Source organism: Comamonas sp. SCN 65-56 (assembly GCF_001724135.1).
Classification (GTDB): Bacteria; Pseudomonadota; Gammaproteobacteria; order Burkholderiales; family Burkholderiaceae_C; genus Comamonas_C.
The window spans coordinates 212,105-226,508 of sequence record NZ_MEDS01000001.1; the positions used below are offsets into that span (position 1 = coordinate 212,105).

A 14,404-nucleotide genomic window follows, 5' to 3' on the forward strand; every position below is an offset into this window, starting at 1 on the left:
TGCCGCTTACCAGGCGTGCAGGCTGTCGTCGGGAAAGCTGCCGTTTTTCACGGCCTGCACGTAGGCGTGCATGGCGTCCTTGATGCTGCCGGCATCCTCCATGAAATTGCGTACGAAGCGCGGCATCTTGCCCAGATTCACGCCGAGCATGTCGTGCAGCACCAGCACCTGGCCGGCGGTGCCTTTGCCTGCGCCTATGCCTATGGTGTGGCAGCGCGGTAGCTCCAGCGTGAGGCTGGCGGCGAGTTGCGCCGGCACCATCTCCAGCACCAGCATTTCGGCACCGGCATCCTGCAATTCGAGCGCGTGGCGGCGCAGCGTTGCGGCGGCTTCGTCGCCCTTGCCCTGCACGCGGTAGCCTCCCAGGGCATGCACGGTTTGCGGGGTGAGACCGAGGTGGGCGCAGACGGGAATGCCGCGCTCGACGAGAAAGCGCACCGTCGAGGTGATCCAGCCACCACCTTCGAGCTTGACCATGTGCGCGCCCGCCTGCATCAGCTGGGTGGCGCTTCTGAGCGCCTGCTCGGGCGATTCACCATAGCTGCCGAAGGGCAGGTCGCCGATCAGCCAGGCGGTGCCTTGCACCCGCCGCACGCCGCGCGAGACGCTGGCCATGTGGTAGCACATGGTCTCCAGCGTCACGCCGACGGTGCTGGAGAGCCCCTGGCAGACCATGCCGAGCGAATCGCCCACGAGGATGCATTCCACGCCCGCCGCGTCGGCCACGGCGGCAAAAGTGGCGTCGTAGGCGGTGAGCATGGTGATTTTTTCGCCCGCTTCTCGCATCTGGGTGAGACGCGGCAGGCTGATCGGCTTGCGCTGTGGCAGCGGGGATGCGGGGGGCAGCGTGCCGTAGGGCGTGCCCGGGGTGGTGGCAGGGATGTTCATGGCTCGGCTGTACTGAAAAAAACCGGGGCAAGTCTATGCCATGCGGCGCGATGCGGCCTGGCGCTGCCACAAAAAAGGCCCGCTTGCGCGGGCCGTGAAACTGCGAAAAAACGGCTGACCTCAATCCAGCGCTGTCTTCTTGCCGTCGACGAACTTGCTCAAGGTGTAGGTCGGGTCCTTCATCTCGCCGTTGGGCTCGAAGCGGATATGCGAGGTCACGCCCTGGTAATCCGTCTTTTGCAGGAAGGGGATGTAGACCTTGGGGTCCCACGAGTTGGCGCGCTTCATGGCGTCGGCCAGCAGCATCACGCCGTCGTAGAAGTAGGGGCTGTAGACCTGGAACTGGCCGGGAAACTTGGCGTCGTAGCGCTTCTTCCACTCGACACCGCCGGGCATCTTCTCGATGGAAGAGCCACCGTCGGCGCAGACCACGTTGGTCAGCGTCTTGGCGTTGGCGGAGACGTTGGCCAGCTCGGGCACGCACATGCCGTCACCGCCGAACATCTTGACGTTGTTCATGCCCAGCTGCTGCATCTGGCGCAGCATCGGGCCGGCCTGGCCATACATGCCGCCGTAGAAGATGGCGTCGGGCTTCTTGGCCTTGATCGAGGTCAGGATGGCCATGAAGTCGGTCGCCTTGTCGTTGGTGAACTCGTTGGCCACCACCTTCACACCCAGCTTCTCCGCGGCTGCCTTGTACACGCTCGCCAGGCCCTGGCCATACGGCGTGCGGTCGTCAACCACGGCCACGGTCTTGAGCTTGAGGGTCTTGGCGGTGTAGTCCGCCAGCGCGGCACCGAGCGCGTTGTCGTTGGCGATCACGCGGTAGGTGGTATTCCAGCCTGGCTTGGTCAGGTCGGGGTTGGTGGCGGCACCGGTGATCATCGGAATGCCGCAATCGTGAAACACCTTGGAGGACGGAATGGCCACGCCCGAGTTCACGAAGGTGACCGCGCCCGCAACCTTCTGATCGCAGAGCTTTTGCGAAGCGGCCGTGCCTTGCTTGGGGTCTGCGCCATCATCTTCAGCGACGATCTCGAACTTGATCTTCTTGCCGGCGATTTCCATGCCCTTGGCGTTCAGGTCCTCGATGGCCATGCGCACGCCGTTCTCGTCGTCCTTGCCGAAGTTGGCCTGCGGGCCTGAGACGGGGCCGATGTGGCCGATCTTGATGACCTGTTCCTGCGCCAAGGCGTTTGAACCGAAACCGATCGAACCCATGCCCGCCACGGCGGCGGCGACCAGCAACTTGCGCGAAATTTCCATAGGGATGGCTCCTGCCTGTTCAAATAGTGAAGGCGCTACCTTATGGGTCACCACCTGACTTGGCAATGGAGAAAACGCGAGGGTGTGTGGCTTTTTCGTCACGGATGTGACAAACCACAAAAAAGGGCCGCACGAGGCGGCCCTTGATCGTGAAAGCACCAGGCTTTCGCGGCGGCATTACATGCCCATGCCGCCCATGTCGCCCATGCCGCCGGGCATGGCCGGGGCAGCCGCTTCGTCCTTGGGCGCTTCGGTCACGGTGGCTTCGGTCGTCAGCAGCAGCGACGCGACGGAGGCCGCGTGTTGCAGCGCAGCGCGGGTCACCTTGGTCGGGTCCAGAATGCCCATCTCCAGCATGTCGCCATAGGTGTCGTTGGCGGCGTTGAAGCCGTAGTTGCCCTTGCCACCCAGCACCTGGTTGGCGACCACGCTGGGTTCGCCACCGGCGTTGGCAACGATCTCGCGCAGCGGCGCTTCGATGGCCTTCATCACCAGCTTGATGCCGGCGTCCTGCTCGGCGTTGTCGCCCTTGAGCTTGTCGCCAATGGCTTGCTTGGCGCGCAAGTAGGCCACGCCACCGCCGGCGACGATGCCTTCTTCCACCGCAGCGCGCGTGGCGTGCAGCGCGTCTTCGACGCGGGCCTTCTTTTCCTTCATCTCGACTTCGGTGGCAGCGCCCACCTTGATCACGGCCACGCCACCGGCCAGCTTGGCCACGCGTTCCTGCAGCTTTTCGCGGTCGTAGTCGCTGGTGGCCTCCTCGATCTGCACGCGCACCTGTTTGACGCGTGCCTCGATGTCGGCCGCGGCGCCGGCGCCGTCGATGATGGTGGTGTTTTCCTTGGCGATTTCGACGCGCTTGGCCTGGCCCAGATCGGCCAGCGTGGCTTTCTCCAGCGTCAAACCCACTTCCTCGGCGATGACCTTGCCGCCCGTCAGGATGGCGATGTCTTCGAGCATGGCCTTGCGGCGGTCGCCGAAGCCCGGGGCCTTGACGGCGACGACCTTCAGGATGCCGCGGATGGTGTTGACCACCAGCGTCGCCAGCGCTTCGCCTTCGACGTCCTCGGCGATGATCAGCAGCGGGCGGCTGGACTTGGCCACTTGTTCCAGCGTCGGCAGCAGGTCGCGGATGTTGCTGATCTTCTTGTCGTAGAGCAGCACGAAGGGGTTTTCGAGCAGCGCGACTTGCTTTTCGGGGTTGTTGATGAAGTAGGGAGAGAGGTAGCCGCGGTCGAACTGCATGCCCTCGACGACTTCGAGCTCGTTGTCCAGGCTCTTGCCGTCCTCGACGGTGATCACGCCTTCCTTGCCCACCTTGTCCATCGCGTCGGCAATGATCTTGCCCACGGATTCGTCGGAGTTGGCCGAGATCGAGCCGACCTGGGCGATTTCCTTGCTCGTGGTGGTGGCCTTGGAGGCCTTCTTCAGTTCTTCGACCAGGGCGGCGACGGCCTTGTCGATGCCGCGCTTGAGGTCCATCGGGTTCAGGCCGGCGGCGACGTACTTCGTGCCTTCGCGCACGATGGCCTGGGCCAGCACGGTGGCGGTGGTGGTGCCGTCACCGGCGATGTCGTTGGTCTTGGAGGCCACTTCCTTCACGAGCTGGGCGCCCATGTTCTGCAGCTTGTCCTTGAGTTCGATTTCCTTGGCGACGGACACGCCGTCCTTGGTCACCGTGGGGGCGCCGAAGGAGCGCTCGAGCACCACGTTGCGGCCTTTGGGGCCCAGGGTGACTTTCACTGCGTTGGCGAGAATGTTCACGCCTTCGAGCATGCGGGCGCGGGCTTCACCGCCAAAAATTACGTCTTTTGCTGCCATGTCTGGCTCCTGAAAATATGGATGAAATCAGCGTCTAGCGCTTGCTTGGCAAGCGTTGACAGCTATCAAAACAAGGCGGATTACTTTTCGACGACCGCGAACAGGTCTTCTTCCTTCATTACCAACAGCTCTTCGCCATCGACCTTGACGGTCTGGCCGCTGTACTTGCCGAACAGCACGCGATCGCCCACCTTCACATCCATCTTGATGCGATCGCCGTCCTCGTCGAGGCGGCCCGGGCCCACGGCCAGCACTTCACCCTGGTCGGGCTTCTCGGCGGCGTTGTCGGGAATCACGATGCCCGAGGCGGTCTTGGTTTCGTTTTCGAGGCGCTTGACGACCACGCGGTCGTGCAGAGGACGAAGTTTCATAGCATCTCCTGGAGGCTTAAAAGAAAATTGCATCGCAAAAACGGCTCCCTGCGAGCCGTTTCATCGGTGGGTGGAGTAGTGTTAGCACTCAACTCCAACGAGTGCTAATGATATAGGCGTTTTGGCATTTTTCAAGGCGCAGGTGCGCGCTTCGTGCAAAAAAGAGGCGCGCGGGGGGCTCAGACGCTGGTGCCGGTCGGAAGCAGGCCAAGGCAGCGGTCGAGGATGTGGAAGTGGTCCTCGAACAAAAGCGCTTCCATCGCAGGCAGGTCGCCGATGGGGTGCCACTGGGCGTGGGCCGCATCGTCGCCGCCGCGGACGGCGGGCAACGGCGCATGACCCAGGTCGAAGTGATGGACATGCGTGAGCGTGCGCCCGCGCTGGCTGCGTCCGGGGTGATCGAACACCGTGACCTGGCGCAACGCCGCACGCAAGGCGTTTTCGTCGAGTGCATAGCCGGTTTCCTCGCGCAGTTCGCGCAGGCAGGATTGCCACAGCGTGTCGTGCGGCTCCAGAAAACCGCCGGGCAGCGCCCAGAGGCCCTTGCCTGGGGCTCGGCCGCGCTGTATCAGCAGCACCTGGCCCCGGCATTGCAGCAGCGCATCCACGGTGACGAAGACCGGCGGCCAAGGGGTGTTGGCCCACGCGGCGCGGTAATCGCGCAGCATCTGCCATTCCTCTTGCAGGGCGGTGTACTCCGGGGTGTTCGCAAACTGCGTCAGCAGCGTGGCGGTGGCGGGCGGGATCTCGCGCAGGTAGGGCGCAAGCGCTTGCGCGGCGCCGCCCGCGGGTGCGCCGAGCCAGGCATCGCGCAGCACGGTGGAGTCCATCCGCCCGCGCCGTGGCATGCGCAGCAGCGCCCAGTCGGGAAAGGCCGCGAGGTAGCTGCTGCTTTCGTCCTTGAAGTGGCCGACCAGGGCAATTTTCCCGGCCGCTTCGGCCTGCGTCGCGACGGCGGCGCGCACCGCATCGGCCCAGCGCGGCTCGTCGTAGTAGTCGCGCACCGGCAGCACCGTGAGGCGGCTGGCTTCGTCGGCGCTCACGCTGGCCTGCAGCAGCGCGGCGCGTTCCTGCCAGGTGAAGGGGTTCTTGGGCGTGCGCGCCTGATGCGCGGAGCCGACGATGACGATGACGCGCCGTGCGTGCGCCAGTGCCTCATGCAGCAGGGCCAGATGGCCGTTGTGCACGGGCTGGAATCGGCCGATGAGGATGGCGATGTCGTGCATGGTGGGTGCTGTGGGTTGGGGGCGGGTGGGCCCTCACCCCGGCCCTCTCCCAGAAGGAGAGGGGGAAATACCGGGTTTACAGCCCGGCCGCTGCGCGCAGCGCCGCAGCCTTGTCCGTGCGCTCCCAGGTGAACTCGGGCTCGTCGCGGCCGAAGTGGCCGTAGGCGGCGGTCTTGGCGTAGATCGGGCGCTGCAGATCGAGCATCTGGATGATGCCCTTGGGGCGCAGGTCGAAGTGGTCGTTGACCAGTTGTGCAATCTTTTCGTCCGGGATCACCCCGGTGCCCTCGGTGTAGACGGTAACGTTCATCGGCCGCGCCACGCCAATCGCATACGCCACCTGGATCTGGCACTGGCGCGCCAGGCCGGCGGCGACGATGTTCTTGGCGACGTAACGGCAGGCGTAGGCGGCGCTGCGGTCCACCTTGGTCGGGTCCTTGCCACTGAAGGCGCCGCCGCCGTGCGGGCAGGAGCCGCCGTAGGTGTCGACGATGATCTTGCGCCCGGTCAGGCCGCAGTCGCCCTGCGGGCCGCCGACGACGAAGCGCCCGGTCGGGTTGATCAGGTACTTGGTGTTTTTGAGCCACTCCTTGGGCAGCACCGGCTTGATGATCTGTTCGACCACGGCCTCGATGAAGCTGGCCTTCATCTTCGTCGGCGTCTCGCTCTGATCCGGGTTGTGCTGGGTGGAAAGCACCACGGTATCGATGCTGTCGACCTTGCCGTCGATGTAGCGCATCGTCACCTGGCTCTTGGCGTCCGGGCGCAGGAAGGGCAGGGCGCCGCTCTTGCGTTGTTGCGCCTGGCGCTCCATCAGGCGGTGTGCGTAGTAGATGGGCGCGGGCATCAGCGTGTCGGTCTCGTCGCAGGCGTAGCCGAACATCAGGCCTTGGTCACCGGCGCCGGTGTTCAGGTGGTCGTCGCTCGCCTGGTCCACGCCCTGGGCGATGTCGTTGCTTTGCTTGTCGTAGGCGACGAGCACCGCGCAGCCCTTGTAATCGATGCCGTACTCGGTGTTGTCGTAGCCGATGCGTTTGATGGTGTCGCGCGCGACCTGGATGTAGTCGGGCGTTGCCACGTCCGAGCGCAGGCTGATCTCGCCCGCGAGCACGACCAGCCCGGTGTTGGTCAAGGTCTCGGCGGCTACGCGACCGCGCGGGTCGACCTGCAGGATGGCATCCAGGACGGCGTCGGAGATTTGATCGGCCACCTTGTCTGGATGACCTTCGGAGACGGATTCCGAGGTGAAGAGAAAGTCGTTCGCCATTTGTGCATAAACTCCGTGTTGCTAAGCATCTGGGGCGTTGCCCAGGCTTCCGAAGGAGCCTTGTGGCGAACGCTTTAGCAGTGGTATTTAACGTCGCCCTGCAAGTTGCTCGGTTAACTCGGCGACGCTTTCATTGTAGTCATGTCCTTCTTCCTGCGCCTCTTGGCTGTGCTGCCGTTGTGGTTGCTCCACCCGTTGGGAGCGGCGATGGGCTGGCTGGCGTTTGCGCTCTCGCCCACCTACCGGCGCCGCTTTGTCGCCAATGCCGCCGTTGCCGGCTATGGCTTTGCTGCCGTGCGCGCCGCGGTGGCGCACGCGGGGCGCATGGTGGCGGAAACGCCCCGGCTGTGGTTGTCGCGCCGCCTGCCGCACTGCGCGGTGCATGGGCAGGAGAGCGTGGAGCAGGCCTGGGCCGCGGGGCGCGGCATCGTGTTTCTGACGCCGCACATTGGCTGCTTTGAACTCTCGGTGCAGGAGGGCGCGCGACGCTGGGCCGCCGAGCACGGCGATTTCACCATCCTCTACCGTCCGGCGCGCAAGGCCTGGCTGGCGCCCATCGTGGCGCAGGCGCGCCAGCGGCCCGGCATTCAGGCGGTGCCGACCACTCTGCAGGGCGTGCGTCAGATGATCAAGGCGCTGCGCCAGGGACGCGCCGTGGGCCTGCTGCCCGACCAGGTGCCGCCGCAGGGCTTGGGCCTGTGGGCGCCGTTCTTCGGCCGCGATGCCTACACCATGACGCTGGCGGCGCGCCTGGTGCAGCAGACCGGCGCGGCCGTGGTGCTTGCGCGCTGCGAGCGCCTGCCCTGGGCGCGCGGCTATGCGCTGTATCTGCAGACTCTGGCCGAGCCGCTCGCGTCCGATCTGCCAACGGCCGTGGGTCAGATCAACGGCGCGATGGAGCAACTGATCCGCGCCTGCCCGCAGCAGTACCTGTGGGGCTATGGGCGCTACAAACAACCACGCGGCTTGGCGGCGCGGCAGCAGGAGCCCGCCGCATGATGGCGCGCATCGGCATTGCGCTGCTGAACCTGCTGGGGCGCCTGCCGCTGCCCTGGCTGCGTGCGCTCGGGGCCGGGGTGGGCCGCCTGCTGTTCGTGCTGGCGCGGCAAAGGCGCAGGGTGGCGCTGCGCAACCTGGCGCTGTGCTTTCCCGAACTGACCGAGGCCCGGCGCCACGCGCTGGCGCGCGAGACCTTCGAGGTGTTTTGCCAGACCTTTCTGGACCGCGGCTGGCTGTGGAGCGGCTCCGAGGCGCTGGTGCGTTCGCGCGTCACGCTCACCGGTGCGGTGCACGAGCTCGATGGTGCAACGCCGACCATCGTCTTCGCGCCGCATTTCTACAGCATGGATGCGGGCGGCCTGGCGCTGCCGCTCCATACCAGGCGCGAGTTCACGTCGATCTTCGCCACCCACCCCAACCCGGTGCTCGACGCCTGGTTCATGGGCGGGCGCCAGCGCTTTGGGCGCGTGGCCATGCTCAACCGCGCCGATGGCGTCAAGCCCATCATCCAGTGTTTGCGCAAGGGTGGCCTGCTGTACTTGTTGCCCGACATGGACTACGGGCCGACGGATTCGGTCTTCGTACCGTTTTTTGCCGTGCCCGAGGCGGCGACCATCCCGTCGCTGTCGCGCTTCGCCCGTCTGGGCCGCGCCAAGGTGGTGGCGCTGTACAGCCGCTTGACGCCGGGCGGCTACGAGGCGGTGCTGACGCCCGCTTGGGAGCATTACCCGACCGACGACCCTGTGGCCGATACCGCGCGCATGAACCGTGAACTGGAGGCGGCCATCCGCCAGATGCCGGCGCAGTACTACTGGGTGCACAAGCGCTTCAAGACGCGACCGGCGGGGCAGGCTTCGCTATACCAATGAAAAGTGGCTCTAACGCGCTCTGGTATTGAGCAAGCGGCTCATTTTTCAGGTGGTCAAAAAATCCTGCAGCACCTGTGTGACCCGCGCCGGGTGTTCGTGCACCAGCCAGTGTGAGGCGCCGGCCAGGGCCTGCACCGCCAACTGCGGCACCCAGTCCTGCAGCCCATCGAGCAGTGCTGGGTGCAGTGCGGTATCGGCCAGGCCCCACAGCACCTGTGTGCGCACGCCCACCTGCAGCAGCTCGGGCTGCAGTTGCAGGGCGGCAGCGCCGAGGTCATCGCCGCGTGGTGGGCGCAACGGGCTTGCGCGGTAGTAGTTGCAGGCGCCGGCCAGCCCCTGCTGCCAGAGGGCGCGGTACTGCGCGCGCAGCTCATCGGACAGCCAGGCGGGCGGCTTTCCATCCGGAGTCTGGAACAGGGCAAACAGGCGGCGGAAATCGTCCTTGGCGAGCAGCGCCTCGGCGTCCGGGCGGCAGAGGAAGTGCATGTACTGGCTGGCCGCCTGCTGCACCGGGTTGTGCGCCAGTTCCCGCGCGAACGCGCCGGGGTGCGGCGCGTTGATGATCAAGAGGCGCGCGAGCAGCGCTGGGTGCGCGCTGGCCAGGTTCCAGGCGATGGCGCCGCCCCAGTCGTGCGCAACAAGGCAGGCGAGGGGCGTGCCAGCGGCTTCATGGGCGATCAGTGCGGCGATGTCCTGTACCAGGTGTTTGGGGCGGTAGGCGGCAACGTCTGTCGGCTGGCTGGAGGCGCCATAGCCACGCAGATAGGGCGCGATGCAGCGGTAGCCGCCATGCGCCGGCTGCGAGAAATGGGCCAGCAGCGCATCCCAGATGAAGGCGCCTTCGGGAAAGCCATGCAGAAACAGCAGCACCGGCCGGCCGCGCTCACCCTGCACATGGCAGCGCAGCTGGATGCCGTGGGGCAGGGCGATGTCTTCCAGGGTGGGGTGATTACTCATGAAATGAGAGCTTTCGGCGCTTGTCAATAGTGCGTTGGAGGCCTGAAATGCTTCAAATCTGCAGAACGCCGTTACCCGTCTGTGCAGGGGCGGACGCTGGCGCGTCAGCCGGGTGGCTCCATTGCCACAGCAGCTGCGCCACGTCTTCCACGCCTTGTTTTTTCAGCGCAGAGAACAGCCGTACTTCACCGCCACCGGCATTGAGCCGCGTAATGGACAGCGCCTTGGCCTGCTCCGCGCGGGTGAGCTTGTCGGCCTTGGTCAGCAGCACGAGGAATTTCAGCCCGGCTTCCACGCGCGGACGCAGCGCGTCGAGCAGCGCCTCGTCGAGCTCGGTCAGGCCCAGGCGCGGATCGCACAGCAGCACGAAGGCGGTGAGACTTTCGCGCTGCACCAGGTAGTTGAGCATCACGCGCTGCCAGCGCAGCTTGTCTTCGCGCGAGACGGCGGCGTAGCCATAGCCCGGCAGGTCGGCGAGCACCGCGTCGGTCGCGCCCTGCTTGCCCAGCGCAAACAGGTTGATGTGCTGGGTGCGCCCGGGCTTCTTCGAGGCGAAAGCCAGTTGGCGTTGCTGCGTCAGCGTGTTGATGGCGGTGGATTTGCCGGCGTTGGAGCGCCCGACAAAGGCGATCTCCGGCACCTCGACCGCAGGCAGGTGGTGCAGCTGAGCGGCGGTGGTGAAAAAGCGCGCAGTGTGCATCCAGGCCAGTGCCGCCTTGCCGTCGATGCTGGCGTGCGCGGGCGTGGCGGAAGCGATGGCAGGGGTGGAAGGCATGCGGCGGGGCGGTTGGCACAAGCGGGCATTGTAGAATCCAGCGGTTTTTGCGCCCACAACTCCCAGAGTTCCGATATGAAGTTGATTGCCTCCTTGCTGATGTCAGCCGCCCTGGCGGTTACCGCAGTTTCCGCACTGGCGCAGGACGCGACGGCCAAACCCGATCCTGCCAAGGGCCAGGCCACCTATGGCACGACCTGCGCCGCCTGCCACGGTGCGGATGGCAACTCCATGATTCCCGCCAACCCGACGCTGGCGCAGCAGTTCCCCGAATACCTGGCCAAGCAACTGCGCGAGTTCAAGGCCGGCAAGCGCGTGGATGCGGTGATGCAGGGCATGGCCTCCACGCTGGACGAGGAGGCGATCCGCAACGTCTCCGCCTGGCTGGGCACGCAAAAGGCGCGTCAGGGGTTTGCCAAGGACAAGAATTTGCTCGCGACGGGTGAGCGCCTGTACCGCGGCGGCGCGCAGGATCGTGGCATTGCCGCCTGCGCTGGCTGCCACAGCCCGAACGGGGCTGGCATCCCGGCCCAGTTCCCGCGCCTTTCGGGGCAGCATGAGGAATACACCGCCAAGCAGTTGGTCGATTTCCGCAATGGCACGCGCGCCAACAGCACCATCATGCATGACGAGGTGAAGTACCTCACCGACCACGAGATCAAGGCGCTGTCCGATTACATCGCCGGCCTGCGCTGAAGGCACTGCGGAACCTCGGCGGCTGTTTGACAGTCGATGAAAGCGGGCACGCCTTCCAGGGTGGCCCGTTTTTTTCATGGGCCAACGGAGACCGAACATGCACGCAGGGCGCAACGGCAAGGATTTCAACCACCCGATTGCCAGCGAGATCACGCCGGCGCAGGTCTATGCAGGCCGGCGTGACTGGTTGCGCATGGCAGGTGCGGCGGCCGGGCTGGCGGCCTTGGCTCCGTGGACAGCGCAGGGCGCGATCGCCGGGGAATCGGGTGCAAAGCCGGCTGCGCTGGCAGCGCAACGCTCCAAGGTCGATGCCGCGGTGACGATGGAAAAGCCCACCAGCTTCCAGGATGCGACCAGCTACAACAACTTCTATGAATTCGGCACCGACAAGTCCGACCCGGCCGAATACGCCCATGCGCTCAAGACCAGTCCGTGGAAGGTGCAAGTCAGTGGCCTGGTGAACCGGCCGCGCACCTACGATCTGGACGATCTGCGCAAGCTCAGTGCGCTGGAAGAGCGCATCTACCGCCTGCGCTGCGTTGAAGGCTGGTCGATGGTGATTCCGTGGATCGGCTATTCGCTCTCTGCCCTGATAGCGCAGGTGCAGCCGCAGGGCAGCGCCAAATATGTGCAGTTCGAAACCCTGGCGGACAAGGCCAGCATGCCCGGCGTGCGCGGCTCCGTGCTGCAGTGGCCCTACACCGAAGGTCTGCGCCTGGATGAAGCCATGCACCCGCTGACCTTGCTCACCCTGGGCATGTATGGGCAGGTGCTGCCGAACCAGAATGGCGCGCCGGTGCGGGTGGTCGTACCGTGGAAGTACGGCTTCAAGAGCGCCAAGAGCATCGTGCGCATCCACTTCGTCGAAAAGGAACCGAGCACCGCGTGGAATATCGCCGCGCAGCATGAATACGGTTTTTATTCCAACGTCAACCCGGACGTGCCGCACCCGCGCTGGAGCCAGGCGACGGAACGACGCATCGGCGAGGACGGGCTCTTTGCCAAGCGCCGCAAGACCTTGCTCTTCAACGGCTATGGCAACCAGGTCGCCCAGCTCTATGCGGGCATGGACCTGAAGAAGTTCTATTGATGGCCGTCCCGGGCACGCGCGGTCGCTGGCTGCTGCATCCGGCAGCCAAGCCGGCACTCTTTCTGTTGTGCCTGCTGCCGCTGGCATGGCTGATCTGGGGGGCGGCAACGAACGGCCTGGGTGCCAACCCGGCGGAAAAGCTGATCCGCGCCACCGGCGACTGGACGCTGCGCCTGCTCTGTGCCACGCTGGCGATCACCCCCGTGCGCACGCTGCTGCGCGTGCCTGCGCTGGCACGCTTTCGGCGCATGCTTGGGCTGTTTGCCTTCAGCTACGCGTTGCTGCACCTGCTGTGCTATGCCGGTTTCGACATGGGATTGGACCTGGCCGATATCGCCGCTGACATCGCCAAACGCCCTTTCATCCTGGCAGGCATGAGCACCTTCGCCGTGCTGCTGGTGCTTGCCATCACCTCGTTTCAGCCACTGGTGCGCTGGTTGGGCGGTCGGCGCTGGCAGCAGTTGCACCGGCTGGTGTACCTGGCGGCAGGCCTTGCCATCCTGCACTTTTTCTGGATGCGGGCCGGCAAGCGCGACTTTGCCGATGTGTTGCTCTATGGCGGCATTCTGGCCGCGTTGCTGCTGGCACGGGTGGCATTGCGCTGGCGGGCTACGCCCTCAAAAATAGCGAAAAAGATAGCTGTTCGCGCTTGATGGATAAGCGCTGGAAAGCTATTTGATTCGATTCTCGCGAATGCCGATGGTGATTACCGTGCAGGCACCAGCCGCTCGCTGCGAAAGATATCGCTGACCGATTCGCGCTCGCGGATCAGGTGGGCCGCGCTGCCATCCACCAATACCTCGGCGGGTCGTGCGCGGGTGTTGTAGGTGCTGCCCATGGCGCTGCAGTAGGCGCCGGCGGACAGCACGGCGAGCAGGTCGCCCGGCTGCACCGCCAGCGCCCGATCACGCCCCAGCCAGTCGCCGCTCTCGCAGATCGGGCCGACCACGTCGTACACCTGCGTTTCGCCGGCAGGCTTCTCGGTGAGCGGCACGATGCCGTGGAAGGCCTCGTACATCATCGGGCGTGGCAGGTCGTTCATCGCCGCATCCACGATGCAGAAATTCTTCTGCTCGCCGGGCTTGAGGTACAGCACCTCGGTGAGGCAGACACCGGCGTTGCCCACCAGCGAGCGGCCCGGCTCGATCATCAGCATGCGCTCGCCATAGCCGCGCGCATCGAGCCTGGCCAGCAGCTGGGCCCAGAGCGCATCGGCGGCTGGCGGCGTATCGCCCTGGTAATCGATGCCCAGGCCGCCGCCAAAATCGATGTGTTCGATCACGATGCCCGCAGCTTCGATGGTCTGCACCAGGTCGATCACGCGGTCCATGGCATCCAGGTAGGGCGTGGCTTCGGTGATCTGCGAGCCGATGTGGCAGTCGATGCCCTTGACATGCAACCCCGGCAGGCTGGCCGCGCGCCGGTAGGTGGCGAGCACGCGCTCATGCGCGATACCGAACTTGTTGCCCTTGAGCCCGGTGGAGATATAGGGGTGCGTCTTGGCGTCGACGTTGGGGTTGACGCGGATACTCACTGGCGCGCGCACGCCCAAGGCCTGGGCCACGCTGCTGAGCACTTCCAGCTCGGCCTCGCTTTCGACATTGAAGCACCCTATGCCCGCCTTGAGCGCTTGTTGCATCTCGCCGCGCGTCTTGCCAACGCCCGAAAACACCACGGTGGATGGATCGCCGCCCGCTGCCAGCACGCGCTCCAGTTCACCAGCGGAAACGATGTCAAACCCGCATCCAGCCTGCGCAAACAGCTGCAATATGGCGAGTGACGAATTGGCCTTCATCGCATAGCAGATGCGCGCCTTGCGGCCGGCGAAGCCGCGCTGGTAGGCGGCCAGCGCCTGCAGCATGGCGGCACGCGAATACACGTACAGCGGTGTGCCGTGCTGCGTTGCGAGATCGGCGAGGCGAACGCCTTCAAGCTGCAACTGCCCCCGGGCGTAGTGCAGCTGGGGATGTCCGGGCATGGGGGAGGGGTTCATGGTTGGGTGGCCGGTGGAGCGGCCTTCTTGGCGTCGGTGGTCGGGGCTGGCGTGGCAGGGGCAGCTGCAGCGGGCGATGCCGCTGGCGGCGTGGGCAGGCGCAGCGGCCCGCGCTGACCGCAGGCGCCCAGTGCGAGCGCGCTGGCCATGAGCGCCGTGGTGAGCAGAAAGCCTTTGGTCATGGTT

Annotated in this window: 15 protein-coding genes; 5 read left to right on the forward strand and 10 right to left on the reverse strand. The window is 65.5% G+C overall.

Going from position 1 to position 14,404, the window contains the following annotated elements:
* Positions 1 to 6: 6 nt before the first annotated feature.
* The 6 genes from panB to metK form a co-directional block, all read right to left on the reverse strand.
* A complete protein-coding gene (gene panB, locus ABS45_RS01000; RefSeq protein WP_291551929.1) occupies positions 7 to 888 on the reverse strand; it encodes a 3-methyl-2-oxobutanoate hydroxymethyltransferase in 882 nt (293 codons plus the stop codon).
* A gap of 120 nt (positions 889 to 1,008) precedes the next feature.
* A complete protein-coding gene (locus tag ABS45_RS01005) occupies positions 1,009 to 2,154 on the reverse strand; it encodes a branched-chain amino acid ABC transporter substrate-binding protein (RefSeq protein WP_291551931.1) in 1,146 nt (381 codons plus the stop codon).
* Between the two features lie 177 nt (positions 2,155 to 2,331).
* A complete protein-coding gene (gene groL / locus ABS45_RS01010) occupies positions 2,332 to 3,975 on the reverse strand; it encodes a chaperonin GroEL (RefSeq protein ID WP_291551933.1) in 1,644 nt (547 codons plus the stop codon).
* 80 nt (positions 3,976 to 4,055) lie between these two features.
* Entirely contained in the window at positions 4,056 to 4,346 is a 291-nt protein-coding gene (gene groES / locus ABS45_RS01015) for a co-chaperone GroES (protein WP_291540403.1), read from the reverse strand.
* A 179-nt stretch (positions 4,347 to 4,525) separates the two neighbouring features.
* Entirely contained in the window at positions 4,526 to 5,572 is a 1,047-nt protein-coding gene (locus ABS45_RS01020) for a bifunctional nicotinamide-nucleotide adenylyltransferase/Nudix hydroxylase (RefSeq protein ID WP_291551935.1), read from the reverse strand.
* A gap of 76 nt (positions 5,573 to 5,648) precedes the next feature.
* On the reverse strand, positions 5,649 to 6,839 hold the full coding sequence (gene metK / locus ABS45_RS01025; RefSeq protein ID WP_291551937.1) for a methionine adenosyltransferase: 1,191 nt from the start codon (positions 6,837 to 6,839) through the stop codon (positions 5,649 to 5,651).
* 141 nt (positions 6,840 to 6,980) lie between these two features.
* On the opposite strand from metK, the gene ABS45_RS01030 reads away from it, so the two are divergent.
* Together ABS45_RS01030 and ABS45_RS01035 are read left to right on the forward strand one after the other, a co-directional pair.
* Positions 6,981 to 7,838, forward strand: coding sequence for a lysophospholipid acyltransferase family protein (locus tag ABS45_RS01030; RefSeq protein ID WP_291551939.1), 858 nt, complete (start codon positions 6,981 to 6,983; stop codon positions 7,836 to 7,838).
* Positions 7,835 to 8,707 (forward strand): lipid A biosynthesis acyltransferase, encoded by an 873-nt coding sequence (locus ABS45_RS01035; protein ID WP_291551941.1) that lies wholly within the window; start codon positions 7,835 to 7,837, stop codon positions 8,705 to 8,707. The genes ABS45_RS01030 and ABS45_RS01035 overlap by 4 nt, the downstream gene beginning before the upstream one ends.
* 45 nt (positions 8,708 to 8,752) lie before the next feature.
* Here ABS45_RS01035 and ABS45_RS01040 read toward each other — a convergent pair whose 3' ends face one another.
* Both ABS45_RS01040 and yihA read right to left on the reverse strand, forming a co-directional pair.
* The gene (locus ABS45_RS01040; protein ID WP_291551943.1) at positions 8,753 to 9,664 is read right to left on the reverse strand and encodes an alpha/beta fold hydrolase; all 912 of its coding nucleotides are present in this window, start codon (positions 9,662 to 9,664) and stop codon (positions 8,753 to 8,755) included.
* A 52-nt stretch (positions 9,665 to 9,716) separates the two neighbouring features.
* The gene (gene yihA / locus ABS45_RS01045) at positions 9,717 to 10,439 is read right to left on the reverse strand and encodes a ribosome biogenesis GTP-binding protein YihA/YsxC (protein WP_291551945.1); all 723 of its coding nucleotides are present in this window, start codon (positions 10,437 to 10,439) and stop codon (positions 9,717 to 9,719) included.
* A gap of 75 nt (positions 10,440 to 10,514) precedes the next feature.
* Between yihA and ABS45_RS01050 the strand changes: the two genes are divergently transcribed.
* The 3 genes from ABS45_RS01050 (at position 10,515) to ABS45_RS01060 (ending at position 12,878) form a co-directional block, all read left to right on the forward strand.
* Complete coding sequence (locus tag ABS45_RS01050; protein WP_291551947.1) at positions 10,515 to 11,135, forward strand: c-type cytochrome; 621 nt, start codon at positions 10,515 to 10,517, stop codon at positions 11,133 to 11,135.
* Positions 11,136 to 11,232: 97 nt separating this feature from the next.
* The gene (msrP, locus tag ABS45_RS01055; RefSeq protein ID WP_291551950.1) at positions 11,233 to 12,225 is read left to right on the forward strand and encodes a protein-methionine-sulfoxide reductase catalytic subunit MsrP; all 993 of its coding nucleotides are present in this window, start codon (positions 11,233 to 11,235) and stop codon (positions 12,223 to 12,225) included.
* Positions 12,225 to 12,878, forward strand: coding sequence for a protein-methionine-sulfoxide reductase heme-binding subunit MsrQ (locus ABS45_RS01060; RefSeq protein WP_291551953.1), 654 nt, complete (start codon positions 12,225 to 12,227; stop codon positions 12,876 to 12,878). The genes msrP and ABS45_RS01060 overlap by 1 nt, the downstream gene beginning before the upstream one ends.
* 53 nt (positions 12,879 to 12,931) lie before the next feature.
* Here the strand turns inward: ABS45_RS01060 and lysA are convergent, their stop codons facing one another.
* Both lysA and ABS45_RS01070 read right to left on the reverse strand, forming a co-directional pair.
* Positions 12,932 to 14,218, reverse strand: a complete 1,287-nt coding sequence (gene lysA, locus ABS45_RS01065) for a diaminopimelate decarboxylase (RefSeq protein WP_291551955.1) — start codon at positions 14,216 to 14,218, stop codon at positions 12,932 to 12,934.
* Entirely contained in the window at positions 14,215 to 14,400 is a 186-nt protein-coding gene (locus ABS45_RS01070) for a lipoprotein (RefSeq protein WP_291551957.1), read from the reverse strand. Before ABS45_RS01070 ends, lysA begins: the two co-directional genes overlap by 4 nt.
* Between the last annotated feature and the right edge of the window lie 4 nt (positions 14,401 to 14,404).